Raw genomic sequence first — 25,526 nt, forward strand, 5'->3', positions numbered from 1 at the left:
GACATGACAAAGCTGATTGAAACGAGCCCTGGCCTCGATCCGGTAACGTTCGAGGTGCTGAAGAACTCCTTCATCACCACTGTCGACCAGATGGCCGAACAGATGCTTCGCACCTGCTATTCCTTCGTCATCTACAACCGAGACTTTTCGAACGCCCTGCACGACGCCGATGGCAACTCAGTCGCCCAGGGCAACTATGACATCGCGGTCCATGTCGGCACGCTTCACAACACGTGCAAGGAGGTGATCCGAGTCTTCGAAGGCGATATGGCACCCGGCGACGTCTACGCAATCAACGATCCTTATGCCGGCGGTACGCATTTCAGCGATGTTCGGCTCGTCCGGCCGATCTTCGACGAAGACAAACTGATCGGCTTTTCTCAGTCGAACGGACACTGGTCGGATCTCGGCGGCTCGGTGCCGGGTTCCTTCGACGTCACCGCCCGAGACATGTTCCGCGAAGGCCTGCGGATCACGCCGTTGCGCCTTTTCCAGCGCGGCCGCTTCTGCTCCGACGTTGCCAACATGATTGCGGCCAACACGCGCGATCCGGCATCGATCATTGGCGACATCCATTCCCAGGCGCAGGCGACGCAGGCTGCCGAACGCGAGCTGTTGCGGCTGGTCAAGAAGTACGGGCGCGGCCAGGTCATGCGCGGTATGGAGGAGGTTCAGGACTACGTCGAACGTGCCGTGCGAAAGCGTCTCGCGGAGCTGCCCGACGGCACCTGGGAGACGGTCGACTACATCGACCGGGATCTCGGTGCCGGCGAAGGCATGATCCCGATCCGCATCAAGATGACGATCAAGGGCGACACGATCCACTACGATTTTACGGGAAGCCATTCGACCATTGCCTCGATGTACAATTCCGCGCCGGGCGCGACCTTCTCGGCCGTGGTCGCCGGCATGAAGACCTTCTTCCCGGACCTTCCACTCAACAGTGGGTTTTACCGGATGATCGAGGTGACCGCGCCGAAGAACAGCGTCGTCAGCGCGGAATGGCCGGTGGCGGTGACCGGGTTCCTGATGCCGTTCGAAAAGATCATGAACGCGATCTTCGAGATGTGGTCGAAGATCATGCCCGAACGCGCTATCGCCTGCGCCTTCAACCTAGAATATCTGCTGGCCGGGGGACGGGACGCGCGCAAACCCGAAAAGCCGATCTTCATGTTCTACGAATGGCTGCCCGGCGGTTGGGGCGGGCGCAACGGCAAGGATGGTGCCGATGTCACCACCGCCTGCTTCGGAACCGGGCTGATGTCGCAACCGAACGAAGGCAACGAGCGGGTGAATCCGACTCGGACGATCGAGTTCCAGATCAAGCAGGATTCAGCCGGGCCCGGCAAATGGCGGGGCGGCGTCGGCGTGCAGAAAACCTCGTTGTTGCTTGAGGCTGAAAATGCCGTCATGTCCTATATTTGCGACCGCGAGCGCGCTGTCGTCTGGGGTGTCGAAGGAGGCCTGCCGTCGATGCCACACGGCTTGACCATGAAGCGCGCGGGAGAAGAGACCGAGATCTGGCTCGGCTCCGTGTTCTCCGATTACTCCGTCCACACAGGCGACCAGTTCGCTCGTCCGACGGCCGGCGGCGGCGGTTTCGGCGATCCACTGGAGCGCGAGCCCCGCAAGGTGATGGAGGACGTGATCGACGACTACGTTTCTCTGGAGCGCGCCAAAATTGACTACGGCGTGGTGATCCGCGAAATCGACCGCGACCTGTGCCAGTACGAAATCGACGATATGGCTACCGAAGCCTGCCGTGCCGACATTCGGGCGAAACGGAAGGACTGGGCACGCATGGATCCTGAGGAGGTCGCGCGCAAATACCGCTCCGGCGAGATCGATACGCTCGATGCGGTTCGGCACTATGCCGTGATCCTCGATTGGGAGACTGGCGAACTCCTTCCCAAAACCACCGCCCAGTTCCGTGAGAGCTTTGAGAAACGGACGGTCAGTCACTGGGCCTGAGCGCTAGAGAGCGCGCCCCAAACCTTGCGGGCGCTCGCAGGGAGTTATCTGTTTTTTAGATACCATTTTCAAGGAATTACTATTTCACAGGAGCCTAAAGCTGGAGCAACAATGTTGCAACGCTGCGAAAGTCGGCTGCTTCCGAGGGGTATGACAGATGGCAACAAGCGTGGGACGATTGTTCACCGCAGCCAGCACTATTGAAGAGGCAATGGCCGCACGCCGGCAAGGTGCGGCGGTGCTTGCCGGCGGCACCTGGATGATGCGTGATCCACGGCGTGGGGTCGACCTTCCCGAGGCGGTGGTCGCACTCCACCGAATACCGGCCTTGTCCAAGGTCGAAATCGGCTCGGACCATGTCGTGATCGGCGCAGCTGTTACCCACGCAGTACTTGGTCGCGAGTTGCACGGGGCAGCGGGTTTCGAAGGTTTGGTTGCAGCGGCGGAGGGTGCGGCCAATCCCGGCATCCGAAGGGTCGCCACCGTGGGCGGCAACCTTTGTGCCCTCGACTTTGCCGCCGCCGATCTCGCCCCTGTGCTTCTCGTCTGTGAGGCGACGGTGGAACTGGAGACGTTCAAAGGGCCAAAACTCCTTGGCATTTCGGATTTCCTCAAAGACAGGCATACGCTGCTGGCCGAAGCGATTGTGACGAAAATTCATCTGCGCCGCGACCTGGTCGCAAGTGCTCATATCCGCCTGCCGCTTCGGAAAGCCGGCGACTATCCGGTCGCCATCGTCTCCCTCGGGGTGGACAAGGACAAACGATGTCGCATCGCCGTCGGCTCGGTGGAGCCGGTAGCGCGGCGCTGGACGGCGCTCGAACAGGCCATGAGGGCAGGCCCGGCCTCCGCGCTCGATCCGGAACGCGCCGCCGAGCTTGCACTGGAGCACAATGATTTTCAGGGCCGCGACGGCAAGGAAGCGGAGGGTTGGTACCGGCGCCAGGTTCTTCCGTCGCTGGTCAAGCGCGGTGTTGCCGCACTTCTCAAGACCGGGGGCGTGGCATGACCGTGAGATTCCAGCTGAATGGCGAGGACTGCCGCTTTGATGGCGATCCGATGACGCCGCTCGTCGACATCTTGCGGCAGGAACGATTCCTGACGGGGACCAAAGCCGTGTGCCGCGAAGGCTTTTGCGGCGCGTGCACGGTGCATGTCGACGACGAAGCGGTGCCGTCCTGCCTGAAGCCGGTTGGACTCGTCCATGGATGCGCGGTGACGACCATCGAGGGAATGAGTTCTGGAAACCAGGCGCTGCACCCGCTCCAGGTCAATTTCGAGGCGGCCGATGCCGTGCAATGCGGCATGTGTTTTCCGGGAATGGTCATGAGCCTTTCGGCGTTCGTGCGTGACAATCCGCATGCGAGCCGTCCCGAAATCAAGGCGGCGATGGTCGGCAACATCTGCCGCTGCACAGGATATGAGCGGATCGTCGACGCCGTGGCCGAATGCCTCGACCAAGCGCGGAAGGCTGGCCAGTTGGTGGGAGGCATCCATGTCTGAGCTGTCCGCCACGGTGATGAATCTTCCCCGCCGCGATGCGCAGGACAAGCTGCGCGGGCGGACGAAATACACCAACGACCGGATTCGCCCCGACATGTTGCATGCCGTGCTGCTGCGGTCGACCGTTCCCGCGGGGCGTATCCGCAAGCTCGATGTTTCGGCGGCACTGCGCTGTCCTGGCGTGCGCGCGGTGGCGACCGGCGCCGATGCGCCGGGACTCTACGGCATCGGCATTGCCGATCATCCGCTCTTGGCGGTCGACACGATCCGCTATCACGGCGAGCCAATCGCCGTCATCGCCGCCGAGACGGAGAAGCAGGCGCGGGCGGCACTTGCCGCCATCATGCTCGAGGTGGAGCCGCTGGCACCGGTGTTCGCCATGGCCGAAGCGCTCCAGCCCGCCGCCCGCCTCGTCCACGAGGGCTGGCGCGGCTATGAGGTGATCACGGAGGGCGGTGCACGTGCCGGTAACATCGCATGGGAGGCAAAATCCAGCCGCGGTGACGTCGATGCAGCCTTCGCCCGTCCCGATATACGCATTGTCGAGAGCAGCTTCACCGTCGGTCGGCAGAGCCATGTGCCCTTCGAACCGCGCGTTGCCATCGGCTCCTGGGAGGACGGCCGTGCTCACATCCAGACCTCGACGCAGGTGCCTTGGACCGTGCGCAACGTCACCGGAAGGGTCATGCAGCTTCCACCCGGGCGTGTGCGGGTCACTGTACCCCCTGTCGGTGGCGGGTTCGGCCTGAAGTTCGATGCGTCCATCGAGCCTATCACGGCACTTCTGGCGCGGATGACCGGGCGCACGGTGGTCCTGGAAAACACCCGGCAGGAAGAGATGGCAACCTGCCTCTGCCGCGAGAATGCGGAAATCCGCATTCGGTCCGCTGTCACCGCCGAAGGATACATCGCCGGGCGCGAAGCGGTCGTGCTAATGGATTGCGGCGCGTATGGCGGTGAGCAGGTCTTCCTGACGACGATGACGGCGCACACGCTGGGCGGCAATTACAGGGTTGGCGCAACGCGGCTCGTCAGCCGCGCCGTATACACCAACACACCACCCAACGGTGCTTTCCGAGCTTGCAACGGCGTCTACAACACATTCGCGTTGGAGCGACACACCGACGAAATCTGCGGTGCGCTAGGCTTCGACCCAATGGAGTTCCGGAAGAAAAATGTCCTGGGAGATGGTGATCTCGGTGCCACGGGCCAGGTTTTCGAGGCCGACGTGCTGGGTCCGATGCTCGATCGTATGGAGGCGTTGCGTGCCAGTACCGGCACATCCGAAGCGAAGGCCGACGGCAGGCTCTATGGAATTGCGACCACGGTCGGCACATGGTTCGTGTTTGTCGGACCCTCGGCGGCAACGGTGAACTTGAACGCCGACGGCAGCGCAACGCTGGTCACGTCGGGTGTGGAGATCGGATCGGGCACGATGGTGCAATCCCTGCCGCAGATGGTGGCTGGGCAGCTTGGCCTCGCTCCCGACCAGGTGATCGTGCGCGAAGCCGATACAGATGCCGCCGGCCTCGATGTCGGCGTTGGCGGTGGGCGCACCACCGTGTCCATTGGTGCTGCGAGCATCGCCGCCTGTGCAGAGGTGCGGGAGAAGCTGCTGCGGACCGCCGGCGAGATGCTCCAGACCCGACCGGAAGACCTGGTGCTGCGGGACGGTCGTGTCGAGATCACCGGACGTCCCGGTTCCGGCATGTCGATCCCCGCCGTCGTCGCCCATGCGCAGGCCACCATCGGCCCGATCACAGGAAGTGGAGCCTTTACCGCCAGGAACACTCCGGCAATGTCCGGCTGCGCCATGGGGCATTTCATCGATGCGCTCGACATCCCCGTCTTCGTCGTTCACGAGGCCGAGGTGGCGGTTGATCCGGACACCGGTCATGTCGAGGTGCTGGCCTATCGCGTGGTTCAAGATGTCGGCCGCGCGCTCAACCCACGCGCCATCCTGGGCCAGATACAGGGCGGCGTGGTGCAGGGGCTGGGCTATGCGTTGCATGAGGAGGTGACGCTCACCGCCGACGGACGCATCGCACAGGACGATTTCGAGACCTATCGCCTGCCGCTGGTGCAGGACGTGGTTCCGGTCGCCGCCGACCTCTACGAGGGCGCGCCGTCGATGGGGCCTCTAGGCACCAAGGGCGCGGGCGAGGTCCCAATCCTGGCCGTGGGCGCGGCGATCGGCTGTGCGGTGGCGCGCGCCATCGGCAAGCCGGTGCAGCAACTGCCACTGACGCCGCCGCGCGTGCTTCGACTGCTGCACGAGCGCGAACCACCGCCGGAATTCCCGCACATCGCCCCCGGCTGGGCAGCAAACACTCTGGGCTGAGGCAAGCAAACCATGGTCACCCTGAACTGCGACATGGGGGAAAGTTACGGCAACTGGCGCTTCGGCGACGATGCCGGCATCATGCCTCATATCGATTGCGCCAACATCGCCTGCGGCTTCCACGCCTCCGATCCATGGACGATGCTGAAGACCGTGCGGCTCGCGCTTTCTCATGGAAAGCAGGTTGGCGCGCATCCTTCCCTTCCCGATCGCGAGGGGTTCGGTCGGCGCGAAATGAAACTTCAGCCGGAGGAACTGACAGCCGCCTTCCTCTACCAAATCGGTGCGCTGACAGGAATGCTGGCCGCCGAGGGCGGGCAACTCAGCCATGTCAAACCGCATGGCATCATCTACGGCATGGCCGCGCACGACATGGACACTGCCCGGGCGATTGCCGCGGCGGTCAAGCCGTTCGGCATCCCGCTCTTCGGCATGGCAGGAACCTGTCACGAGACGGCAGCAACTGAACTCGGCGTTGCCTTCGTGGGCGAGTTCTTTCCCGATCTTGCCTACGCTCCCGGCGGCAGCCTGATCATCCCGCGCGTACAGTCGGCCATCGACCTGACGCTTGCCGAGCACCGCATGGTGGGGGCGCTTACCCGACGCGAACTCGTCACCACAGACGGCACGGTCCGCCCGGTCGACTTCGACACCGTCTGCATCCACTCCGATCCGCCGAATGCGCGCGACGTCGCCGCGCTGATGCGGCGGATCATCGACACCCATTCCAAAAGCCTCCCATGATTCATTTTTCCGAATCGTGAAAGCTCCACGCATGGGATCGAGGACTATCTCGAACTCACAGCCCAAACCATTTCCACAAGCCGCTGAGGACTTCCATGGAAGCGCTTTCCAACTCTCTCGCCGCCGCCGACATCGCTACCACCATGCATCCTTACACCAACCTGCGTCAGCACGAAAAAGCCGGGCCGCTGATCATCAGCCGCGGCGACGGCATCCGTGTGTATGACGAACGCGGCAAGGAATATATCGAAGGGCTCGCCGGGCTCTGGTCGGTGGCCGTCGGCTTTTCGGAAAAACGGTTGGCCGACGCTGCCTATCAGCAGATGCTGAAGCTGCCCTACTACCACACCTTCTCCTCCAAGGCGCATGAGCCGTCCATCCGGCTCGCGGAGAAACTCGTGGAGATGACGCCGGAAAACCTGACACGTGTTTTCTTCACGTCGTCGGGTTCGGAAGCCAACGACAGCATCGTCAAGATGATGTGGTTCATGAACAACGCGCTCGGCCGGCCCAAGAAGAAGAAATTCTTGGCGCGGACCAAGGGCTATCACGGTATCACCGTCGCCTCCGGCAGCCTGACGGGCCTGCCGATCAACCATCGCGACTTCGACCTGCCGGCGCTTCCCGTTCGCCACCTGACCTGCCCGCACTTCTATCGTTTCGGCATGGAAGGCGAAGACGAGGCCGCCTTCACGGCGCGTCTGCTCGCCGAGCTGGAGGCGGTGATCGCGGAAGAAGGGGCTGATACCATCGCAGCCTTCATAGGAGAGCCGCTTATGGCAGCCGGCGGCGTTCTGCCGCCGCCGGTCGGGTACTGGGAAGGCGTGGAGAAAATCTGCCGGGCAAATGATATCATTCTGATAGCAGATGAGGTGATCTGTGGCTTCGGGCGGCTCGGCACGCCCTTTGGCTGCCAGAAATTCAGCTTCACGCCTGATATCATGACGCTTTCCAAGCAGATCACCTCCTCCTACATGCCGCTGGCCGCGGTGGTGTTCTCGGAGGCGATCTACCAGGCGATCGCCGACAACACCGCAACGATCGGCAATTTCGGCCACGGCTTCACGGCGTCGGGTCATCCGGTCGCCACGGCAGTGGGTCTCGAAAACCTCGCCATCTTCGAGGAGCGGGACTTGATCGGAAACGCGGCCCGCCTTGAGACGTCGTTCCAGCTCGGCATCCGCTCATTCGCCGATCACCCACTTGTCGGCGAAGCGCGGGGCACCGGTCTTATCGGCGCCGTTGAGTTGGTGGCAGACAAGGCGACGAAACGCCCCTTCGCCAAGGTTGGGTGCGCAGGGACTATCGCAGGAGGGATCGGCCACGAGGAAGGCCTCATCTTCCGCGCCATCGGCGACCAGCTCGCGCTCTGTCCGCCGATGATCTCGACAGAAGACGATGTGAAGGAAATCATGACGCGCATGGGCCGGACGCTTGAGCGCCTGACCGGTGCGGTTGCCAAGGAGGGACTTGAATGACCCGTATGAAAGCCGAACCGGTCGTCCATATCGACGACGAACGCTTCCGGGTCACCGAATGGCGGTTTGCCACCGGGGCCGAGACCGGCTGGCACATCCATGGCTATGACTACGTCATCGTGCCGCTTACGGACGGCAAGCTCGGTCTCGAAGGCCCGGACGGCGCGCAATCGCAAGCCGCTCTCACCCAAGGGGTGCCCTATTCGCGGCGGACAGGTGTGGCTCACAACGTCATCAATGCCGGCAATGCGCCGCTCGCATTCTTGGAGGTTGAGGTCGTGGAGGCTGGCGACCTCACAGCCAGGCGGCTCGCCGTGCTCGACCGGTTCCTCGCGGCCTGGAACGCCCGCGACGTGGGCGCGCTGATGGACTGCATGGCTGAGAATTGCGCTTTCCACGGCTCGGCCGGCCCCGATGCCGAAGGGCGCAAGCATATGGGGCGTGACGCCGTGCGCGTCGCCTATGCAGCGCTGTTCGATGCCTTCCCGAAAGCCGTGTGGACCAGGGGACGGCACGTCGTGACGGGCGACACCGGACTTTCATCATGGCGCTTCGTCGGCACCACGGCAGCCGGGCCGCAAATCGAAGTCGACGGCTGCGATATCTTCGCTTTCTCGGGGGAGCTCATAGCGCTCAAGGATTCCTACCGCAAAGCGCGAGGGTAGCGAAAATCTGAATTCATCGGCAATGAGGGCGGTCCAAGCGGGCCGCCCTCCTTTTTTGTTCAAAGGCAAGATACTCAAAAGACGAAAGGCCCTGTAGTCCCAAAGCAACAGGGCCTTTCGCATATCAAGGGCGGGATTATCCGCCCCATCTTCTCCTACTTGAGCAAGGCTTCCATCGGTACCGGCTCGGAAATCGTCCAGTTGCCTACAACACCCGGCTTGCCGGCCTTGGTCTCGACGATCAGGTAGCGCGTCTGGTTCTGGTGATGCAGTTCCGGCGTGAAGGTGCGAGGCCCGAACAGCGTCGGCTCATCCTTCATCTTTTCCAGTTCCGCGACGACTGCGTCGGCATCGGTCGTGCCTGCACGCTCCACCGCCTTGGCCCAGACGTCGACCATGACGTAGCCCGGAAAGACATACTGGCTCGAGGGATCGGCGCCTGTCTTCTCCTTGTATGAGGCATTGAACTTCAGCACGGCCGGATTGGGATCGTCGCCATAGATCGATCCCTGAACGGGGACGTAGAAGTTCGTCAGATCGGACACGGCCGAGAGCCAATAGCTACCGTCGACGCCCGAGCCGTTCAGGATCATGGAGTTGATACCCGCGGCGCGAAGCTGCTTGATGGCCGAGACAGCGCCCGGCATCATCGTGCAAAGCATGATCGCATCCGGCTCCTTCGGCAGAGACTTGATGCGGGTGATCTGCGCGGCGATGGAGGCGTCCTCGTTCTTGAAGGTGTCTTCACCGACAAGCTTCGCGCCCTGGGCTTCGAGCTTCGGCATCATCCAGTCGAAGCCGTCGCAGATGCCCTTGTTGTAGGCCGTCCAGGTATCGAGCAGACGGTAGAAGTCCTTTGCGCCCTTTTCCTTGAATGCCCACTCGGCCATGGTCGCTCCCTGCACTGCCGCCAGCACCGACGCAGAGAAGCTGTGCGGGCCGACACCCTGGATACCGGCCTTGACCGATTCCGCGCACAGGAAGAAGGAGATATTGCCCGCGTCCTCGGCCGCGAGCGCAGCCGGCGATCCGAAGTCGTAGTCGCAGGAGACGACCACGAGATCGGCGTCCTGGTCGAGCACGGAGAGGCCCGCCTTGGCGCCTTCGGCCCGGTCGGACTTGGTGTCGGCCTTGACAACCTTGATCTGCTTTCCAAGCAGACCGCCAGCCGCATTGATCTCGTCGATGCGAATCAAGGCCGCCTCTTGGGCAGGCTTGTCATAGGCTTCCATGAAGCCCGACTCCGCAGTGGCGAAGCCGATGACGATAGTCTCGTCATCGGCCAGGGCCGGGTATGCGATGGACATCGAGGCCAGAGCGGTTGCGACAATTCTCATTTTGTATGTCATGCACGTCTCCTTTTTTGTTTTCCGGTCGGGCTTGTGCCGCCGGTCACTTGTTGCGACTGCTGCGGGGTAAGGCGAGCTCGCGGTTGCCCATGAGTCCGGATGGGCGAAGCGCGAGGATCACGATCATGATGACGCCGAGGGCTATTTCCTGAACCCCTTTCGGGAGGGCGAAAGTGGACTCGCCGAGCGATACGCCTGCCTCCAGCCAGCGCAGCGCCTGGATGAGGGCGGACAGCAGGACGACACCCACCACACCCCCCGACAGGCTGCCCATGCCGCCGACGACGAGCATGGAAAGGGTGATGAAGGTGAGACCGAGATAGAATGTATCGGGTGTGACCACGCCGATGGAATGAGCCATGAGCGCACCGCCCAGTCCCATCACCGCGCCTGATACGACGAACGCCACCAGTCTTTCCCTGGGAATGTCGACTCCGGAAGCCGCGGCGGCGGTGGGCTCGTCGCGGGCAGCACGAAGGGCCAGGCCGGACCGGGAGATCGCGTGCGCCCAGGCGATGAAGATTGCGACCACGGCGCCGATGAGATACGGCCAGATCACGCGCACGATCGGAATGCCGACGACCGATGAGGTCGCTCCGGTCACGCTCTCCCAGTTGGAATAAATTGTGTTGATCATGGCGAGCATCGCGAAGGTCGCGATCGATGCTGCGATGCCCGATAGCCGCATCAGCACCCGCCCGAAAATGAGAGCGGCGAGGGCGGCGAACAACGCCGCCAGCACAGCCGATTGCCAGTACGGCAAACGGGTCGCCAGCAGCCATTCGGGCAGTCCCGGCAACGAACCGCGTTTCATCATCGGATTGATGGTGAGCCACGCGGCCGCGTAGGCGCCAAGGCAGGTGAAGCCGATATGCCCGAAGCTGAGAACGCCCGAATTTCCGATAAAGATGTATAGGCCCACGACGAGGATGACACGGACGAACACGTCGATCACAGTCTGGTTGAAGGGCCGCGATCCGGTCGTCACCGTGATCAGCGCGATGGCCAGCAGCAGCAGAGAAAGCAGGACCGGCGTCAGGATTGTGCGGCGGGCAAGCGCGAAGCGGGCGGGCTTTCGCTCGGCAGCCGCGGCACCGGCAGCGGTAGAGTTGGCAAGGGAGGCGGCGACAGCCATGAAATCAGACCCTTTCCTTGGTGCCGCGCGCGGCAATGAGCCCTTGCGGGCGGAAGAGGAGAACGAGGATGACCGCTCCATAGACAAAGGCATCGCGGAATGGCCGGGCGTCGATGGGCAGCATGACCTGCATGATCACCGAGGCGGCACCCAGCAGGAAGCCGGCGAGCACGGCCCCCCCGAGGCTGCCGAGGCCGCCAATGACGGTGGCGATGAAGGCCATCAACATGATCGAGGCGCCCATCTGGATGTCCAGCGTGCCTGTCTGGGCGCCAAAGATCAGCGCAATGGCGGCGGCCAACGCGCCGGAGAGGGCGAACGCTCCCATGATAACCCGGTTCGCACGCACACCCAGCATGCGGGCCATCGAGAAGTTCTCGGCCGCCGCCCGCATCTCCAGGCCGAAGCGGGTTTGACGCAGGAACAGTGTCAGGCCGATCAGGATGACCATCGTAGTGACGATCGTTATGAGCTGGAGGAGGGGAAGCCGGGCACCAAGGATCTCCACCGGTTGGGACAGTTCGGGCAACAGCGAGATCGATTTCGGCCGACTGGAGAAAAGCATGAGCAGGAAGTAGCGAATTACGAAACCGAGCGCGAAGGAGGCGATCATCATGGTTGCCGGATTTGCCTGGCGGAACCGCCTGAAAACGACGATTTCGCACAGCACCGACAGCCCGGCCCCGCAGAGGAGCACGAAGGGCACCAGCAGGTACCACGGCAATTGGCCAGCGAAGACGATGGCCATTGCGTCCGTAGACGGCCACAACAGGGCGAAGACGCAGAACGCGATGACGTCGCCATGCGCGAAGTTCACGAGCCGCATGACGCCGAAGATGAGGGCAATGCCGAGCGCCCCGAGCGCGTAGAGCGAACCAAGCGAGAGTGCGTCGAACAGGATCTGAAGCATCTCAATTGTCCTCGTAACCGAAATAAGCAGCCTGGATCGCCTCGCCGTTGCCGAGCGTCCGGGCGTCGCCATCGAGCACGATCTGTCCGCCACGCATCAGGATCATCCGCCCGCCCACCATCATCGCCCGGGCCGAGCTCTGCTCAACGATCAGGAGCGTGAGCTGGCGCTGCGCACGCAGCGCGATCAGCCGCTCGTAGACCTGGTCGTTGATGTTGGGGGCGAGGCCCAGCGAAGGCTCGTCGATGGCTACAAGCCGCGGATTGGTCATCAGCGCGCGTCCGATGACCAGCATTTGCTGCTGCCCGCCGGACAGCAATCCCGCCTGCCCGTGCCGCCTCTCTTTCAGCATCGGGAAGGTTGCGTAGACGGCCTCGAGCTCGTCGGCAGCTCGGCTGCGCCAGCCGCGTTCGCGGGCATGCATGCCAGTTCCGACCAGGAGGTTCTCTTCGGTCGTCAGCGAGCCGAAGACATCGCGCCCCTCCGGCACCATGGAGAATCCGAGCCGGGCGATGTTCTCCGGCGCCTGGCCGGTGATCTCATGACCTGCAAGATCGATTCGGCCGCCCGCAACCGGCGTAACACCGGCGATCGCGCGCAGCAGTGAAGACTTCCCGGCTCCGTTCGGGCCGGTGATGAACAGGATTTCTCCCTCGTCCATGGAGAAGGAGACATTGCGGACCGCCGTGAGACGGCTGTAGCGGATGGTGATATCGGAAAGGGCGAGCAGGCTCATTCCATCGCCTCCAGCACAGGCAGGTCGGTGTTCGCGGCCGTGCCCATATAGGCGTGGCGCACCTTCTCGCTGTCGCGGATCGCGGCAGGCGGGCCTTCCTCGATGATCGCTCCGGAATCGAGCACGACGATATGCTCGCAAAGGCCGAGCACCAGCCCAACATTGTGCTCGATGAGCAGGACACCGCAGCCGAGATCGGCGGCGATGTGTCTTATCAGGGCCGAAAGCTCCCGCGCCTCCAACGCGCTCATGCCAGCCGCGGGTTCGTCGAGCAGGATGTATGCGGGCCGTCCCATCAGGGCGCGGCCAATGGCGACGCGGCGCTCGTCCGTATATGGCAACGTCCCGGCGATGCGGGTGCCCAGCGCACCGATGCCTATCCAGTCGAGCATCGCTTCCGCTTCGGCGATGGCAGCGCGCCGGCTCATTCCCAGACCAACGCCGGTTACCTCCAGGTTGTCCAGCACAGGCAGGTCGCGGAAGAGCCGCCCACCCTGGAAGGTGCGGGCAATGCCGCGCCGCCGGACCTGATGCGGCTTGAGACCCGTGAGTGCTGCCCCGTCGAGCTTGATGGTGCCTTCCGTCGGTGCCTGGAAGCCGGTCAGCACGTTGACGAGCGTGGTCTTGCCGGCGCCATTCGGGCCGATAAGGCCACTGATGCGGCCGGGCGTGATTTGGAGGTCTACCGATGACAGGGCCTTCAGCCCCGCAAACGATACCGAGACGTTCTCCGCGCTCAGATGACTCATGTCCCTTTCCTTCTTTTTACCGACGGAAAGGCGCGAAGCATCCAGCCTTGCGGCCAGTCACGTTGCAAATGTCTTCCCCTGTCGGTTCCGGCGGTCTCTAGCGGACTGCTCGGATGCCAAATTCACGCCGTTGCCCGGCGTCGTCTTGTCGTTTCGCGCACCGGATTTTGTCTTCCGCCACGCGCGGTCGGTTTTGGCCGACCGATCTCCTCGCCTCCGGCTCCTCTGCCGGCATTTTCCCGGCTGACGTCAGCCGGCCAGATGCCCTTCAGCACGCGCCAGCGCGGCGCGCTGTTCGGTTCGCGCGGCAAGCGCGTCTTCCAGCGTCACCGGAACGAAGCGCGCCGGAGTGTGCGGCTGGAGCTGGGCGATCAGGTCCATGTCGGCCGATATTACCACGCCCAGCATCATGTACCCGCCACCCGAAACTGCGTCCCGGTGAAGAACGATCGGCTCTGTGCCACTCGGCACCTGGACGGATCCATAAGGATAGCAGGCATCGACGATGTTCGAGGGGTCGGAGCCTGCACCGAAAGGCTGCTCGCGCTCAACGAACTCCAGCGCCGTTCCGCCACGGAAGCGATAGCCGATGCGGTCAGCTTCGGGCGCGACCTTCCAGGTTTCCTCAAAGAACCGGTTGCCGGCAGCTTCAGTGATCCGATGCCAGTACATGCCGGGCAGCATTCTGAGTTCCGCCAAACTACTCCGCGCGCGGCGCAGATTTGCAGGCAGCGAAAGACCGGCTTTGCCGAAACCTTCGCCGACGGGAAGCTCATCGCCCGCCTTCAGCGTGCGGCCCTGATGGCCGCCGAGTGCGCCCAGAATGTAAGTTGAGCGCGAACCGAGAACCACCGGTACGTCGATGCCGCCGGAGACGGCCAGATAAGCGCGCGCGCCGCCCTTGAGGAAGCCAAAGGAAAGCCGGTCACCCGCCTTCACCGGAAAACTTTCCCAGGTCGGCCGTTCCTCGCCATTAAGTTTGGGTGGGAGGTCTCCTCCCGTGACGGCGATGATTGCGGATTGGGTGAATTCGAGTTCGGGGCCCATGAAGGTGGCTTCGAGCACCGCAGCATCCGGATCGTTGCCGACAAGCAGGTTTGCGATGCGTGTGGCAAAGCGGTCCATGCCGCCGCCTTCGGGAATGCCAACATGATAGTGGCCTGGTCGGCCAAGGTCCTGCACGGAAGTGGAGAGGCCGGGAGAGATTACCTTAACGGCCATTGATAAGCTCCATCAGCTTTGCATTGGTGCCGTAAATATCGCTGTTGAAGTCCTTTAGGCTGAAGGTGCACTCGCGAACCGTCGGCTGCCACCGATTGGCTTCGATTTCCTCCAGCGTGGCGTCGTAGTCATCGCGGCCAATGGCCTTGAACTTGACGATGTCGCCTGGCTTGAACAGGCACATGTCATCGGAGAGGTAGCGCACCTTCCTGGTCGGGTCGTAGATCGGGGCCGGGGTTATGCCATACATCTGGTAGCCGCCAGCGCCGCGCACCGAATAGATCGCTGCAAAGCAGCCGCCATGGCCAATGGTGAGCTTGGGAGTGTCGGTGCGTGGACGCAAGTATTTCGGCGCCTGAATCTGTTTCTTGCGCTCAACCATCTGGTACAGGAAGGGCAGTCCAGCGACGAAGCCGACCATGGATACGAACCAGGGCTGGCCGGAATAGGCAGCGATAAACTCTTCCACCGTGGCGTAGCCGTTGATGCGTGCCGAATATTCAAGATCGGTGGAGGACGGGTCCTGATGGCGCTCGCGGAAGCGCAAGCAGGTTTCACGCGTCCACGGATCCTGGAAATAAACCGGCAGTTCGATGATCCGGGTCTTCAGCACCGGGTCCGCCTTTGAGGCCGCCTCTTCCATCGACTTCAGTTCGCTGAGCAAATCCTGGGGCTTGACGATGTCGGGGTTGAAGCGAATCTGGAAGCTGGCGTTGGCTGGGCAGATCTCGGTGACACCTCGGATGCCTGCCGTACGCACCGCGTTGGTCATCGAAAGGCCGGTAAAGAAGGAGGTGAGCGACATTTCCTCGGACACCTCGCCGAAGATATGTTCGTCACCGCCGAAGTTGAATCGTATCGACATCGATCCTCCTTAACCCGCCAATGCTGCGGCGTTTTCGATGAGCCAGCCTTCCAGCCAGCGGGTATGCACGTCTCCCGCCCGCACCGCCGGATCGGCGGCCAGCGCAAGAAACAGCGGCTTGGTGGTATTGAGCCCGCCGATCTTCAACTCGTTGAGCGCGCGGATCAGGCGCACTATCGCCGCCTCGCGCGTCTCTGCATGCACGATCAGCTTGGCAAGCAGCGAGTCATAAAAGGGCGGCACCTGATAGCCTTGGTAGAGCATGGAATCGAAGCGTACGCCCGGACCGCCGGGAATGCGAAGCTCGGCCACCTGCCCGGGGAATGGAGCGAACTCCTTCGCCGGGTCTTCGGCATTGAGCCGGACTTCGATCGCATGCCCCTTGACGGAGACATCGCCTTGCCGAATCCGCAGCTTCTCGCCGCCGGCGATGCGAAGCATCTCCGCAACGAGGTCGATGCCGGTGATCGCCTCGGTGACCGGGTGCTCAACCTGGATACGGGTGTTCATCTCGATGAAGTAAAAGCGATCTGCTTCATCGCCATAAAGATACTCCACCGTGCCGGCACCAGAGTATTTGACCGTCTTGGCCAAAGCGACCGCCGAAGCGCAGAGCTCCTCGCGCAGCCTGTCGGAAAGTGCGCGCGACGGCGCCTCCTCCCAAACCTTCTGGCGTCGCCGCTGCAGCGAGCACTCCCGCTCGTAGCAGTGGATGGCATCGCTTCCGTCTGCCAGTACCTGCACTTCGATATGGCGGGCCTTGCCGATCACCTTTTCCATGTAGAGACCACCGTCGCCAAAGGCGGCGAGAGCTTCTGCTTCGGCCTGAGGAAAGGCTTGTTCGAACTCTGCGAGCGAGTTCGCAATGCGGATGCCCCGCCCGCCGCCGCCCGCCGCAGCCTTGATCATCACCGGAAAACCGGTTTCGGTCAGCACCTCGTGGCCAGCCTTGAGGCCCTCGACTCGGCCAGCCGAGCCAGGCACCACAGGGACACCTGCAGCGGCAGCGGCCGATCGCGCCGAGACCTTGTCTCCCATCATCCGGATCGCATCTCCCGACGGGCCGACGAAGACCAATCCAGCGCCTGTGACCGCGTCGGAAAACGCGGCATTCTCGGCAAGGAAACCATAGCCAGGATGAACGCTGTCGCAACCGGTGTCGCGGGCAGCCTTCAGAATTGCTTCGACGTTGAGATAGGACTTCTTTGCTGCCGGTGGGCCGATGTTGACCGCTTCGTCTGCAAGCTGGACGTGGAGCGATCCCGCGTCTGCGGCCGAGTACACCGCCACGGTGGCGATGCCCAGATCTTGTGCGGCCCGGATGATCCTGACCGCTATCTCGCCCCGGTTGGCAACCAGAAGCTTTTTCAGCATCAGTCGAGATCCGCAATAGGTGCGCCGGCCATGATGGGGTCCTCATTGTCGGCAATGAAGCGGATGTTCGTACCGGCCGTCTCGGCCCTCACTTCGTGGAACGACTTCATCACTTCGATGAGACCGATTACGTCTCCGGCGGAAACCGCGTCGCCATCCGCCTTGTAGGGCGGCTGGTCTGGCGAAGCGCTCCGATAAAAAGTGCCGGGAAGAGGCGAAAGGATCTGGGCCATAAAAAGCTCCGGAAAACTGCTGACAGGCTAATTTGTAACCGCCTGCGCGGGCGGTTTCGGTCGACTTCAGTGCCAAGGGGCGATTGCAGTGCGCACGGCCCTGGCTATTTCGATGGCGTTCGGCGTATCGGAATGCACGCAGATGGTTTCGCAGCGTACAGGGAAGAAACTGCCGTCCTCTGCGGTGCCCTCACCCTCGCTGATGGCGCGCACGCAACGCTCGGCCATCTCTGCGGGGTCCTTAGCGTCATGAACGCGTGTCAGAATCAGCTTGCCAGAGGCATCGTAGTCGAGATCGGCATAGAACTCGGCGACGAATGGGATACCGCGCTCTTGATAGATCTCCTCGTGCAGGGTGCCCGTCATGCCGAAGAGGGGTACGCCGAAAACCTCTGCCGCGTCGCACACGCCATGGGCGATTGCCTCCTGCTGCATTGCCATGAAGTAAAGGCTGCCATGCGGCTTGATATGGTGGAGTTCCACACCCTCGGCCTTGAGGAATCCGGCAAGCGCTCCCACCTGGTAAATGATGGTGTTCCTGACTTCGTCGCGGGTCAGCCGCATCTCGCGCCGGCCGAAACCCTGAATGTCCGGCAAGCCTGGATGGGCGCCGATCTTTACGCCACTCGCCTTGGCGCTGCGGACGGCGGCGTGCATGTGATCCGGATCGGAAGCGTGAAAACCACAGGCGACATTGGCAACGTCGATGATCGGCATCATGCCCACATCATCACCAACCTTGTAGAGGCCAAAGCTTTCGCCCATGTCGCAGTTTAGCGTCACCGCCATCGCATTGTTACCCCTCGAAGCTGCCGTCTTTGCGGCGTTGCAGCATTTTTTGCGCATGCGCGGGCATTTGTGAAATAGTAGTTTATTGATTGTCATATCAAAAAAACAGATAATGGTTCTGGGCCGGAGCGCACCATGACCATCACCTTGAAACAGCTTGATTATTTTATCGCGACCGCCGAGAGCGGACAGGTCAGTCATGCCGCGGTGGAACTCAACATCTCACAATCGGCGGTCACTGCGGCGATAAAGACGCTTGAGGCTGACCTGGGCGTACGGCTTTTGGAGCGTAACCACGCTGGCGTAAGATTGACGATGGAGGGCGCGCGGTTTCTTGAACATGCGCGTGTTATCACCGGGGCGGTCGCAGCCGCCGTCCGAAGCCCGTTGCGCGATAGGAAAGGCCTGGCGGGCAAGCTGCGGCTGGGCATGACCTACACGGTCGTCGGCTACTACATGTCGCGCCACTACGCGCGGTTTCGAAAGACCTATCCCGAGATCGAGGTCGAGGTGCTGGAACTGCCCCGAGACGCTCTCGAAAGCGGCTTGATGTGCGGGGACATCGACATGGCCGTGATGCTGGTGTCCAACCTGGAGCACACCGAGGAATTGGCGCAGGAGGTCTTGATGCGATCGAACCGCCGGCTCTGGCTTTCGGCTGATCATCATCTGCTCGCGCGGCAGGAAATCAGCCTCGCCGATGTGGCGGCGGAAGATTATGTCATGCTGACGGTGGACGAGGCACGCACGACGGCCGCCCGTTACTGGGATGCCGCGGGCCTTTCGCTCCGCGCCGTCCTTACCACCAGTTCGGTCGAGGCCGTGCGGTCGCTCGTGGCTGCCGGCATGGGGGTCACTGTCCTGTCCGACATGGTTTACCGCCCCTGGTCCTTGGAGGGGCAGCGCATCGAAGTGCGCGGGCTTGTCGAGCCGATCCCCACTATGGATGTCGGCCTGGCCTGGTCGCGTGACAGACCAATCGACCCGGCGGCGGCGGCCTTCCGGGCCTTCATGTCCGTGACCATGGGCGGCGGCGGCTAACCGCCGGCCCGTCAGACAGACGCTCTACCTCAGGCTCGCTGGTTGGACAGCGGATGGTCGTGAAATAGTCCGCGACGATCGCGTCCTTCTGGGAGCGGCTTCCACTGGCGAGCCACGCTACACAGGCGTCGCGAGTTGGTTCCGCGCCCGCCGGCGCGGTCGTCCGGGCTGAACCATTGCGCGACCATGTTCAGCGTAGGATTTCCTGCATTCTCGAGCTGACGGTCTGAAGCGCCGGGAGATAGCGCGCTGCGAGCTCTTCGATCGGCTCGCTGCGGGCCGGCAACCCGAGATTGACGGCAGCGACGATGACACGGCGTGCCGTCACCAGGGGAACCGCGATGGAGCGGAGGCCGATCTCGACCTCTTGGTCGATGACGGCATAGCCTTCTGCCCGAACGCGAGCCAGCTCGGCCATGACCGCCTCGGGCTCCGTAAGCGTATGCGGGGTGCGACAGGGCAGGGGGACGGAACCGAGCCGCTCCCGCGCCTGGGCCTCGGGCAGGGCGGCGAGCAGCACACGGCCCATCGAGGTGCAATAGGCCGGCAGGCGCGAGCCGGGCATCAACGTGATCGACATCACCTTTCGCTGCGCCGCGCGGGCGATATAGACGATCTCGGCGCCATCGAGGATCGAGACCGAGGAGCTTTCCCCGATCTCGTCGGACAACTGGTCGAGCAGCGGCTGCACGAGTTGCGGCAGCGGCATGGTGGCGAGGCATGCGGTGCCCAGCCGCAGCACGCGCGGGGTCAGCGTGAAGAACTTCCCGTCATAATCGGCATAGCCGAGATGTGCGAGCGTCAGCAGGCACCGCCGTGTCGTCGCCCGATCTAGCCCGGTGGCCGCCGCGACCTTGGAGATCGACTGGCGCGGGTGGTTGGGGCTGAACGTCTCGATCACAGCCAGGCCCTTGGCGAGGCCGCCCATCAGGTCGCGTTCGGTGACGGTCATGCTGCTTCTTACCTCAATCTTGAGCGATATGCGAACAAATGCATCATATCGCACAAGCTGAATGGACGGAAGCTCGGGCCGGGCCTATCCCTCGCTTTGCCGCAGGCGTTTTGTGCCACGGAACTGAGAGGAACTCGGATGGACAAGACAGTCGCAGACCCCGCCACGGCGGTGGCGGGGATCGGAGACGGCATGACCGTGATGATCGGAGGCTTTGGGGGGGCGGGTTCGCCCATCGAGTTGATCCACGCGCTCATCGACCGTTTCCGCGCCACGGGGCACCCGAAGGACCTGACGATCATCAACAACAATGCGGGCAACGGCCATGTCGGCCTCGCCGCGCTGATCGGGGCCGGGATGGTGAAGAAGCTGATCTGCTCCTTCCCGCGCTCTGCTGATCCGGTGGTGTTCACCGATCTCTATCTGTCCGGGAAGATCGAGCTGGAGCTGGTGCCGCAGGGCACGCTTGCCGAGCGCATCCGCGCGGGTGGGGCAGGAATCCCGGCCTTCTATACGCCGACGTCCTACGGAACGGATCTCGCGAAGGGCAAGCCGGTCGCTGAATTCGACGGACGGTGCTATGTGCAGGAACGCTGGCTGAAGTGCGATGTAGCGCTCGTGAAGGCGGAGATTGCAGACGCCCATGGCAATCTCACCTATCGGGCGGCCGCGAGGAACTTCAATCCGCTGATGTGCATGGCGGCGGCGGAGACCGTCGTGCAGGCGACGCGGATCGTGCCGGAGGGAGGGATCGACCCCGAAATCGTCATCACCCCCGGCATCTTCGTCCAGAAGGTGGTCGCGGTCGCCCATCCGCGGCAGGAAGAAGATCTGAACCGCGCGAACGCCGTCTATCCGGAAATTGCCTGAGATGATTGTGAAGCTGACCAACAACCAGATCGCCTGGCGCGCCGCGCAGGACATTCAGGACGGCGCCTATGTCAATCTCGGCATCGGCTTTCCCGAGAAGGTGGCGCAGTATCAGCCGCCCGGTCGGGAGGCGATCTTTCACACCGAAAACGGCATACTGAGCTTCGGCGAGCCTCCGCCGAAAGGCGAAGAGGACTGGGATCTAATCAATGCCGGCAAGAAGGCGGTGACGCTGAAGCCTGGCGCCGCGTTCTTCCACCACGCGGACAGCTTCGCCATGGTGCGGGGCGGCCATCTGGATGTGGCGATCCTCGGCGCCTATGAGGTAGCCGAGAGTGGCGACCTCGCCAACTGGTCGACAGGGCCAAATGGGGTGCCGGCGGTAGGCGGCGCGATGGACCTCGTCCATGGTGCCCGGCGCGTTGCGGTGATTACCGATCACGTGACGAAAGACGGCAAGCCGAAGCTTCTGAGGCGCTGCACCCTGCCTCTGACCGGCGTCGGCTGCGTGACGCGCGTCTATACCTCGCTTGCGGTGATCGACATCGAGGGCGGGCGCTTCGTCCTGCGCGAGAAGCTGCCCGCATTGTCCCTCGATGATCTGCAGGCCGTCACTGGCGCCGAATTGCTGGTGACCGGCACTGTTGCCGACCTGATCGTCCCGGAACTCTAGGATGACGGACGTTTTCATTGGCGACTATATCCGCACGCCGATCGGCCGCTTTGGCGGGGCACTCTCTTCGGTACGGGCCGACGTTCTCGGCGCCATTCCGCTCAAGGCGTTGCTAGCGCGCAACGGTGGCGTCGATTGGGAGGCCGTGGACGATGTAATCTTCGGCTGCGCCAATCAGGCGGGCGAAGACAATCGCAACGTGGCGCGAGCATTTTGCAGCCAAGTGGAATCAATTGGCGTCGCAGAAATGCAGCTAAGATAAATATATAGAGCGGGATGTCCAGTTTAATTTGAATGCATCCCGCTCTAGGCTCCGATCGCCGTAATGTTGCTCAGCAGCCTGTCCGCGACACAGGTCGATGCTCCAGCCGCCATGAGCATCTGCGGCAGGATCAACCATTCCAGCATCCAGGCGGCGCCAGAGCGCTCCTGCTCGTGGACGAGCGCATGATGCGTCCCGGAGAGCTGGACGGCGTTGTAGCGGGCGAGCGTCACCAGCATCTCGGCATCGATGGGATTGCGCTTGTGCGCCATGGCCGACGATGAACCGCCGCCCGCCAGTTGCAGCTCGTCGCCTGCCTGCGCCATCAGCGCAATGTCCTGCCCGAACTTGCCGAGGCCGCCCGTCACAAGCGACAGCCAGTTGGCCAGCTCAGCGATGCGGTCGCGCTGGCTGTGCCATTGCGGCGCGTCGCCGAGGCTCAGCCGCTCGGCCACCGCGGCACGGACGGCGGCTCCCTTGTCTGCGAACTTCTCGAGTGTCCCGACGGCGCCGCCGAACTGGATGACGAGAACCGATCTTCGCATCGATTGAAGCCGCTCGTGGTGGCGCACGAGCGGTTCGCGCCAGCTTGTGACGCGGTCGGCTACGGAAATCGGGATCGCTGCCTGCATTCGGGTTCGGGCCATCAGCGGGCGATCGCCAAACCGATGACCGAGATCGGCAAAGGCGACCACCAGTGCCGAAAGCCGTTCTTCCAACAGGTCGATACAGGCGCGAATTCGCAGGATCATGGCCGTGTCGATCACGTCCTGGCTGGTCGCACCGAAATGCACATGCTCCGAATGCGGCTCTCCCACAGCATGCCTGATCTGCCGCACGAGCTCCGGCATCATGACGCCGTCGCGCGCCGTTCCGTCCCTCAGGGCCGAAATGTCCGGCCGGAAGTTGTCGAGGACGCGTCCGATTGCGCTTGCTGCAGCCGCCGGGACGATGCCGAGTGCGCCTTCTGCGTCGGCGAGCGCCTTCTCGAATTGCAGCATCGTCGCAAGTTCGGCCTCGACGCCGAGCAGCGTCGCCATCTTCTCATCGCCGAGAAGCCCGGACAGGAGGGGACTGTCGAATGCTGCGATCATATGTCGAAGAAGACCGTCTCGTTCATGCCCTGAAGATGAATGTCGAACTTATAGATGTCGCCATCGCGCGGCGCGACCAGCGTTGACACGCGCTCTCTTTGCTCAATACGCATCAGGACGGGATCCTCGGCGTTGGCCGTTTCCTCGTCGCCGAAATACATGCGGGTGTGAAGGCCAATGTTGATGCCACGCGCGACGATCCAGACCGTCAAATGCGGCGCCATCTTGCGGCCGTCAAAAAAGGGCACGCGACCGGGTTTGATGGTCTCGAACATGCATTCGCCCGTCGTCATGTCGGTGGGCAGCCGGCCCCAGCCGGTAAAATTCGGGTCGGCGGAGCCGCGCAGATCCGAGGGCGAATTGTAGATGCCGGCGGCGTCCGCCTGCCAGATCTCCACAAGCGCGTCTTTCAGCGGCGAGCCGGCGCCGTCGATCACCCGGATGTTGACCCTGATGCGCTCGCCCTTGGTCTTGTCGTTGACCATCGCGGCGCCAAGGTCGCGTTCATAGATGCCCGAGATGCCGGCAAAGTCGGGCGTCAGCCCTATATGGACGTAAGGTCCCGCAGTCTGCGAGGCGCTTTCCTTCAGCCGGCTGAGACCCTGGACCATCAGCTGCCCTCAATGCGGTTTTCGAACAGCGTCGAGCGGCGGCCGCGCAGCACGATGTCGAATTTGTATGCCCGCGCATCCATCGGCATCGTTGCCTCCATGTCGAGCGCGGCGGTGAGGCCTTCAATAGCGCGGCGGTCGTTGATGGTCCGCACGATCGGGCACCTCCAGATCATCGGGTCGCCCTCGAAATACATCTGGGTGATCAAGCGCTGCGCGAAGCCGTGCCCGAAGATCGAGAAATGGATGTGGGCTGGACGCCAGTCGTTGGGTCCGTTGGGCCAGGGATATGGCCCCGGCTGGACTGTGCGGAAACAATAGGAGCCATCCTCGCCGGTGATGGTGCGGCCGCAGCCGCCGAAGTTCGGATCGAGCGGCGCGAGATAGGTTTCCTTCTTGTGTCGGTAGCGTCCGCCTGCGTTGGCCTGCCATATCTCCAGCAGCGCACCGGCGACGCCAATGCCGCGCTCATCGAGTACGCGGCCATAGACGAGGATGCGCGGCCCGATCGCGCTTTCGCCCGGCCCGGCAAAATTGTATATGAGGTCATTGTCCAGCTCACCGAGAATATTGTGGCCGAAGACCGGCCCCGTAAGCTCCGACAGGGTGTTGTCGAGGGAAAGAAGCGGCCGTTGCGGCGAGCGCAGCACCGAAGTCTTGTAGGCTGGCGTGAAGGCCGGCGGATGCCAGTTGCGGTCGCGCTGAAAGAAGGCGCCGAGTTCCGGCGTGCGGTTGGCGGGAAAGCGCGACTTGGTCATGATTTGCCGGCTTGAGCATCCATTTCGTCGAACGTCTTTCTGGCGATCTTCATCGCGTGATTTGCCGCCGGCACGCCGGCATAGATTGCCACATGCAGCAGCGCCTCGCGTATGTCGTCGCGCGTCGCCGCGGTATTGACGCTGGCGCGGATATGCATCGCGACTTCTTCGTCCTGCTTCAGCGCGGCGAGCAGCGCGATGGTGATCATAGAACGCTCGCGCTTGGTGATGTTCGGCCGTGACCAGACGTGGCTCCATGCAGCCTCCGTGATCAGTTCCTGGAAAGGAATGTCAAATTCGGTCTTGGCCGCCTCTGCGCGGTCGACATGGGCGTCACCCAGCACCGAACGGCGCGTCGTCATCCCTTCGACGTATCGGGCGCCGTGTTGTGGCTTGCTCATTCGCGCTCCCTTCGCATGTCGTTCAGGAAGCCACGGATCAGCCCTGCGAGCCTTCCCGGCTGCTCGACGCATGGGATGTGGCCCGCACCGGCGATGACCTCGAACCGTGAGGCGGGGATTGAGAGGGCCAGCGATTCCACCAGTTCAGGCGGCGTCGATCCGTCTTGATCGCCGACAATGCAGAGTGTCGGCACATTAATCGCGGCGGTCGTAGCGGTCAAATCGGCGTCGCGGATAGCTGCGCAGGCAGCAGCGTAGCCGGCCGGATCCTGGCGCGTCAGCATCGTTTTATACCCTGCCAGTTCCTCGCCGCGATTCTTATGGAAATCCGGTGTGAACCATTTTCGCATCACGTCGTCGGCAAAGCTCGCGATGCCCTCCGACAGCGCCGCGTTGATGCGCCCGTTCCACATCTCGGCCGTGCCGATTTTCGCTGCCGTATCGCAAAGGATCAACCCCTCGATCAAATCCGGCCGCGTCTTGTAAAGGCATTGCGCAATGACGCCGCCGATCGAAAGCCCGCAGATCACAGCGCGTTTTGCGCCAAGATGGTCGAGCAGCCCTGCAAGGTCCGTCGCATGGGTCTCGATTGTTTGCGGCGCGTCACCCAGTTCGCTCAGACCGTGTCCGCGCTTGTCAAATGCAACGAACGTGCAGTCGTTGGCGAGCCTTCGCTCGACCTCGTTCCAGATGCGCATATCCGTGCCGAGCGAGTTCGCGAAGACGACCGTCGGCCTGCCAGCTGCGGGACGATACCGATAGTGGATCGTCGCGTCGTTGATGCGAGCAAAGTTCATACCG

27 protein-coding genes are annotated in these 25,526 nt (G+C 62.8%); 11 read left to right on the forward strand and 16 right to left on the reverse strand.

Going from position 1 to position 25,526, the window contains the following annotated elements; all coding sequences use genetic code 11:
- Window positions 1–3 precede the first annotated feature (3 nt).
- The 7 genes from EOC94_RS06900 to EOC94_RS06930 all read left to right on the forward strand — a co-directional run bounded on the left by EOC94_RS06900 (window position 4) and on the right by EOC94_RS06930 (window position 8,702).
- Entirely contained in the window at window positions 4–1,971 is a 1,968-nt protein-coding gene (locus tag EOC94_RS06900) for a hydantoinase B/oxoprolinase family protein (RefSeq protein WP_095483655.1), read from the forward strand.
- Window positions 1,972–2,128: 157 nt separating this feature from the next.
- Window positions 2,129–2,980, forward strand: coding sequence for an FAD binding domain-containing protein (locus tag EOC94_RS06905; RefSeq protein WP_127289374.1), 852 nt, complete (start codon window positions 2,129–2,131; stop codon window positions 2,978–2,980).
- On the forward strand, window positions 2,977–3,474 hold the full coding sequence (locus EOC94_RS06910; protein WP_127289376.1) for a (2Fe-2S)-binding protein: 498 nt from the start codon (window positions 2,977–2,979) through the stop codon (window positions 3,472–3,474). Before EOC94_RS06905 ends, EOC94_RS06910 begins: the two co-directional genes overlap by 4 nt.
- Window positions 3,467–5,815, forward strand: coding sequence for a xanthine dehydrogenase family protein molybdopterin-binding subunit (locus EOC94_RS06915; protein ID WP_127289378.1), 2,349 nt, complete (start codon window positions 3,467–3,469; stop codon window positions 5,813–5,815). The genes EOC94_RS06910 and EOC94_RS06915 overlap by 8 nt, the downstream gene beginning before the upstream one ends.
- 12 nt (window positions 5,816–5,827) lie before the next feature.
- A complete protein-coding gene (locus EOC94_RS06920) occupies window positions 5,828–6,559 on the forward strand; it encodes a LamB/YcsF family protein (RefSeq protein ID WP_127289380.1) in 732 nt (243 codons plus the stop codon).
- 95 nt (window positions 6,560–6,654) lie between these two features.
- Entirely contained in the window at window positions 6,655–8,037 is a 1,383-nt protein-coding gene (locus EOC94_RS06925; protein ID WP_127289382.1) for an aspartate aminotransferase family protein, read from the forward strand.
- Window positions 8,034–8,702, forward strand: a complete 669-nt coding sequence (locus EOC94_RS06930; protein WP_127203904.1) for a nuclear transport factor 2 family protein — start codon at window positions 8,034–8,036, stop codon at window positions 8,700–8,702. Before EOC94_RS06925 ends, EOC94_RS06930 begins: the two co-directional genes overlap by 4 nt.
- Before the next feature lie 155 nt (window positions 8,703–8,857).
- On the opposite strand, the gene EOC94_RS06935 is transcribed toward EOC94_RS06930, so the two are convergent.
- The 10 genes from EOC94_RS06935 to pxpA form a co-directional block, all read right to left on the reverse strand.
- Window positions 8,858–10,051, reverse strand: coding sequence for an ABC transporter substrate-binding protein (locus EOC94_RS06935; RefSeq protein WP_095483662.1), 1,194 nt, complete (start codon window positions 10,049–10,051; stop codon window positions 8,858–8,860).
- Between the two features lie 43 nt (window positions 10,052–10,094).
- Window positions 10,095–11,186 carry a branched-chain amino acid ABC transporter permease gene (locus EOC94_RS06940; protein ID WP_095483663.1) on the reverse strand — a complete coding sequence of 364 codons (1,092 nt, stop codon included), beginning with the start codon at window positions 11,184–11,186 and terminating at the stop codon, window positions 10,095–10,097.
- 4 nt (window positions 11,187–11,190) lie between these two features.
- A complete protein-coding gene (locus EOC94_RS06945) occupies window positions 11,191–12,096 on the reverse strand; it encodes a branched-chain amino acid ABC transporter permease (protein WP_095483664.1) in 906 nt (301 codons plus the stop codon).
- Between the two features lies 1 nt (window position 12,097).
- A complete protein-coding gene (locus tag EOC94_RS06950) occupies window positions 12,098–12,832 on the reverse strand; it encodes an ABC transporter ATP-binding protein (RefSeq protein WP_013533157.1) in 735 nt (244 codons plus the stop codon).
- On the reverse strand, window positions 12,829–13,581 hold the full coding sequence (locus EOC94_RS06955) for an ABC transporter ATP-binding protein (protein ID WP_095483665.1): 753 nt from the start codon (window positions 13,579–13,581) through the stop codon (window positions 12,829–12,831). Before EOC94_RS06955 ends, EOC94_RS06950 begins: the two co-directional genes overlap by 4 nt.
- Before the next feature lie 249 nt (window positions 13,582–13,830).
- Entirely contained in the window at window positions 13,831–14,802 is a 972-nt protein-coding gene (locus EOC94_RS06960; RefSeq protein ID WP_127289384.1) for a biotin-dependent carboxyltransferase family protein, read from the reverse strand.
- On the reverse strand, window positions 14,792–15,667 hold the full coding sequence (locus EOC94_RS06965; protein WP_126103558.1) for a carboxyltransferase domain-containing protein: 876 nt from the start codon (window positions 15,665–15,667) through the stop codon (window positions 14,792–14,794). The genes EOC94_RS06960 and EOC94_RS06965 overlap by 11 nt, the downstream gene beginning before the upstream one ends.
- Window positions 15,668–15,676: 9 nt before the next feature.
- Window positions 15,677–17,041, reverse strand: a complete 1,365-nt coding sequence (locus EOC94_RS06970; RefSeq protein WP_127289386.1) for an acetyl-CoA carboxylase biotin carboxylase subunit — start codon at window positions 17,039–17,041, stop codon at window positions 15,677–15,679.
- Window positions 17,041–17,274 (reverse strand): acetyl-CoA carboxylase, encoded by a 234-nt coding sequence (locus EOC94_RS06975; protein WP_013533152.1) that lies wholly within the window; start codon window positions 17,272–17,274, stop codon window positions 17,041–17,043. Before EOC94_RS06975 ends, EOC94_RS06970 begins: the two co-directional genes overlap by 1 nt.
- Window positions 17,275–17,340: 66 nt before the next feature.
- Window positions 17,341–18,063 carry a 5-oxoprolinase subunit PxpA gene (gene pxpA, locus EOC94_RS06980; protein WP_095483992.1) on the reverse strand — a complete coding sequence of 241 codons (723 nt, stop codon included), beginning with the start codon at window positions 18,061–18,063 and terminating at the stop codon, window positions 17,341–17,343.
- A 135-nt stretch (window positions 18,064–18,198) separates the two neighbouring features.
- On the opposite strand from pxpA, the gene EOC94_RS06985 reads away from it, so the two are divergent.
- On the forward strand, window positions 18,199–19,104 hold the full coding sequence (locus EOC94_RS06985; RefSeq protein ID WP_095483669.1) for a LysR family transcriptional regulator: 906 nt from the start codon (window positions 18,199–18,201) through the stop codon (window positions 19,102–19,104).
- Between the two features lie 190 nt (window positions 19,105–19,294).
- On the opposite strand, the gene EOC94_RS06990 is transcribed toward EOC94_RS06985, so the two are convergent.
- Window positions 19,295–20,056, reverse strand: a complete 762-nt coding sequence (locus EOC94_RS06990; protein ID WP_127289388.1) for an IclR family transcriptional regulator C-terminal domain-containing protein — start codon at window positions 20,054–20,056, stop codon at window positions 19,295–19,297.
- A gap of 138 nt (window positions 20,057–20,194) precedes the next feature.
- On the opposite strand from EOC94_RS06990, the gene EOC94_RS06995 reads away from it, so the two are divergent.
- Genes EOC94_RS06995 through EOC94_RS07005 form a run of 3 tightly spaced genes read left to right on the forward strand, consistent with a single transcriptional unit; the run spans window position 20,195 to window position 21,861 of the window.
- Entirely contained in the window at window positions 20,195–20,926 is a 732-nt protein-coding gene (locus tag EOC94_RS06995) for a 3-oxoacid CoA-transferase subunit A (RefSeq protein ID WP_127203909.1), read from the forward strand.
- 1 nt (window position 20,927) lies between these two features.
- Window positions 20,928–21,599 carry a 3-oxoacid CoA-transferase subunit B gene (locus tag EOC94_RS07000; RefSeq protein ID WP_127203910.1) on the forward strand — a complete coding sequence of 224 codons (672 nt, stop codon included), beginning with the start codon at window positions 20,928–20,930 and terminating at the stop codon, window positions 21,597–21,599.
- A gap of 1 nt (window position 21,600) precedes the next feature.
- Window positions 21,601–21,861 (forward strand): hypothetical protein, encoded by a 261-nt coding sequence (locus EOC94_RS07005; RefSeq protein ID WP_210212064.1) that lies wholly within the window; start codon window positions 21,601–21,603, stop codon window positions 21,859–21,861.
- Between the two features lie 44 nt (window positions 21,862–21,905).
- Here the strand turns inward: EOC94_RS07005 and EOC94_RS07010 are convergent, their stop codons facing one another.
- The 5 genes from EOC94_RS07010 to pcaD are packed head-to-tail and all read right to left on the reverse strand — an operon-like array spanning window position 21,906 to window position 25,522.
- Window positions 21,906–22,955: a 3-carboxy-cis,cis-muconate cycloisomerase gene (locus EOC94_RS07010; RefSeq protein WP_127289390.1), complete on the reverse strand. Its 1,050-nt coding sequence runs from the start codon at window positions 22,953–22,955 to the stop codon at window positions 21,906–21,908.
- Window positions 22,952–23,566, reverse strand: a complete 615-nt coding sequence (gene pcaG, locus EOC94_RS07015; protein ID WP_127203912.1) for a protocatechuate 3,4-dioxygenase subunit alpha — start codon at window positions 23,564–23,566, stop codon at window positions 22,952–22,954. Before pcaG ends, EOC94_RS07010 begins: the two co-directional genes overlap by 4 nt.
- Complete coding sequence (gene pcaH / locus EOC94_RS07020) at window positions 23,566–24,324, reverse strand: protocatechuate 3,4-dioxygenase subunit beta (RefSeq protein ID WP_127203913.1); 759 nt, start codon at window positions 24,322–24,324, stop codon at window positions 23,566–23,568. Before pcaH ends, pcaG begins: the two co-directional genes overlap by 1 nt.
- Complete coding sequence (gene pcaC, locus EOC94_RS07025) at window positions 24,321–24,725, reverse strand: 4-carboxymuconolactone decarboxylase (RefSeq protein WP_127203914.1); 405 nt, start codon at window positions 24,723–24,725, stop codon at window positions 24,321–24,323. Before pcaC ends, pcaH begins: the two co-directional genes overlap by 4 nt.
- Window positions 24,722–25,522 (reverse strand): 3-oxoadipate enol-lactonase, encoded by an 801-nt coding sequence (pcaD, locus tag EOC94_RS07030; RefSeq protein WP_127203927.1) that lies wholly within the window; start codon window positions 25,520–25,522, stop codon window positions 24,722–24,724. Before pcaD ends, pcaC begins: the two co-directional genes overlap by 4 nt.
- Window positions 25,523–25,526 lie beyond the last annotated feature (4 nt).

The organism is Mesorhizobium sp. M6A.T.Ce.TU.016.01.1.1, from assembly GCF_003997065.1.
GTDB classification, from domain to species: Bacteria; Pseudomonadota; Alphaproteobacteria; order Rhizobiales; family Rhizobiaceae; genus Mesorhizobium; species Mesorhizobium mediterraneum.

Coding starts and splice junctions, on each gene's coding strand:
- EOC94_RS06900 (WP_095483655.1), top strand. CDS start 4: ATGACAAAGCTGATTGAAACGAGCCCTGGCCTCGATCCGGTAACGTTC.
- EOC94_RS06905 (WP_127289374.1), top strand. CDS start 2,129: ATGGCAACAAGCGTGGGACGATTGTTCACCGCAGCCAGCACTATTGAA.
- EOC94_RS06910 (WP_127289376.1), top strand. CDS start 2,977: ATGACCGTGAGATTCCAGCTGAATGGCGAGGACTGCCGCTTTGATGGC.
- EOC94_RS06915 (WP_127289378.1), top strand. CDS start 3,467: ATGTCTGAGCTGTCCGCCACGGTGATGAATCTTCCCCGCCGCGATGCG.
- EOC94_RS06920 (WP_127289380.1), top strand. CDS start 5,828: ATGGTCACCCTGAACTGCGACATGGGGGAAAGTTACGGCAACTGGCGC.
- EOC94_RS06925 (WP_127289382.1), top strand. CDS start 6,655: ATGGAAGCGCTTTCCAACTCTCTCGCCGCCGCCGACATCGCTACCACC.
- EOC94_RS06930 (WP_127203904.1), top strand. CDS start 8,034: ATGACCCGTATGAAAGCCGAACCGGTCGTCCATATCGACGACGAACGC.
- EOC94_RS06935 (WP_095483662.1), bottom strand. CDS start 10,051: ATGACATACAAAATGAGAATTGTCGCAACCGCTCTGGCCTCGATGTCC.
- EOC94_RS06940 (WP_095483663.1), bottom strand. CDS start 11,186: ATGGCTGTCGCCGCCTCCCTTGCCAACTCTACCGCTGCCGGTGCCGCG.
- EOC94_RS06945 (WP_095483664.1), bottom strand. CDS start 12,096: ATGCTTCAGATCCTGTTCGACGCACTCTCGCTTGGTTCGCTCTACGCG.
- EOC94_RS06950 (WP_013533157.1), bottom strand. CDS start 12,832: ATGAGCCTGCTCGCCCTTTCCGATATCACCATCCGCTACAGCCGTCTC.
- EOC94_RS06955 (WP_095483665.1), bottom strand. CDS start 13,581: ATGAGTCATCTGAGCGCGGAGAACGTCTCGGTATCGTTTGCGGGGCTG.
- EOC94_RS06960 (WP_127289384.1), bottom strand. CDS start 14,802: ATGGCCGTTAAGGTAATCTCTCCCGGCCTCTCCACTTCCGTGCAGGAC.
- EOC94_RS06965 (WP_126103558.1), bottom strand. CDS start 15,667: ATGTCGATACGATTCAACTTCGGCGGTGACGAACATATCTTCGGCGAG.
- EOC94_RS06970 (WP_127289386.1), bottom strand. CDS start 17,041: ATGCTGAAAAAGCTTCTGGTTGCCAACCGGGGCGAGATAGCGGTCAGG.
- EOC94_RS06975 (WP_013533152.1), bottom strand. CDS start 17,274: ATGGCCCAGATCCTTTCGCCTCTTCCCGGCACTTTTTATCGGAGCGCT.
- pxpA (WP_095483992.1), bottom strand. CDS start 18,063: ATGGCGGTGACGCTAAACTGCGACATGGGCGAAAGCTTTGGCCTCTAC.
- EOC94_RS06985 (WP_095483669.1), top strand. CDS start 18,199: ATGACCATCACCTTGAAACAGCTTGATTATTTTATCGCGACCGCCGAG.
- EOC94_RS06990 (WP_127289388.1), bottom strand. CDS start 20,056: ATGACCGTCACCGAACGCGACCTGATGGGCGGCCTCGCCAAGGGCCTG.
- EOC94_RS06995 (WP_127203909.1), top strand. CDS start 20,195: ATGGACAAGACAGTCGCAGACCCCGCCACGGCGGTGGCGGGGATCGGA.
- EOC94_RS07000 (WP_127203910.1), top strand. CDS start 20,928: ATGATTGTGAAGCTGACCAACAACCAGATCGCCTGGCGCGCCGCGCAG.
- EOC94_RS07005 (WP_210212064.1), top strand. CDS start 21,601: ATGACGGACGTTTTCATTGGCGACTATATCCGCACGCCGATCGGCCGC.
- EOC94_RS07010 (WP_127289390.1), bottom strand. CDS start 22,955: ATGATCGCAGCATTCGACAGTCCCCTCCTGTCCGGGCTTCTCGGCGAT.
- pcaG (WP_127203912.1), bottom strand. CDS start 23,566: ATGGTCCAGGGTCTCAGCCGGCTGAAGGAAAGCGCCTCGCAGACTGCG.
- pcaH (WP_127203913.1), bottom strand. CDS start 24,324: ATGACCAAGTCGCGCTTTCCCGCCAACCGCACGCCGGAACTCGGCGCC.
- pcaC (WP_127203914.1), bottom strand. CDS start 24,725: ATGAGCAAGCCACAACACGGCGCCCGATACGTCGAAGGGATGACGACG.
- pcaD (WP_127203927.1), bottom strand. CDS start 25,522: ATGAACTTTGCTCGCATCAACGACGCGACGATCCACTATCGGTATCGT.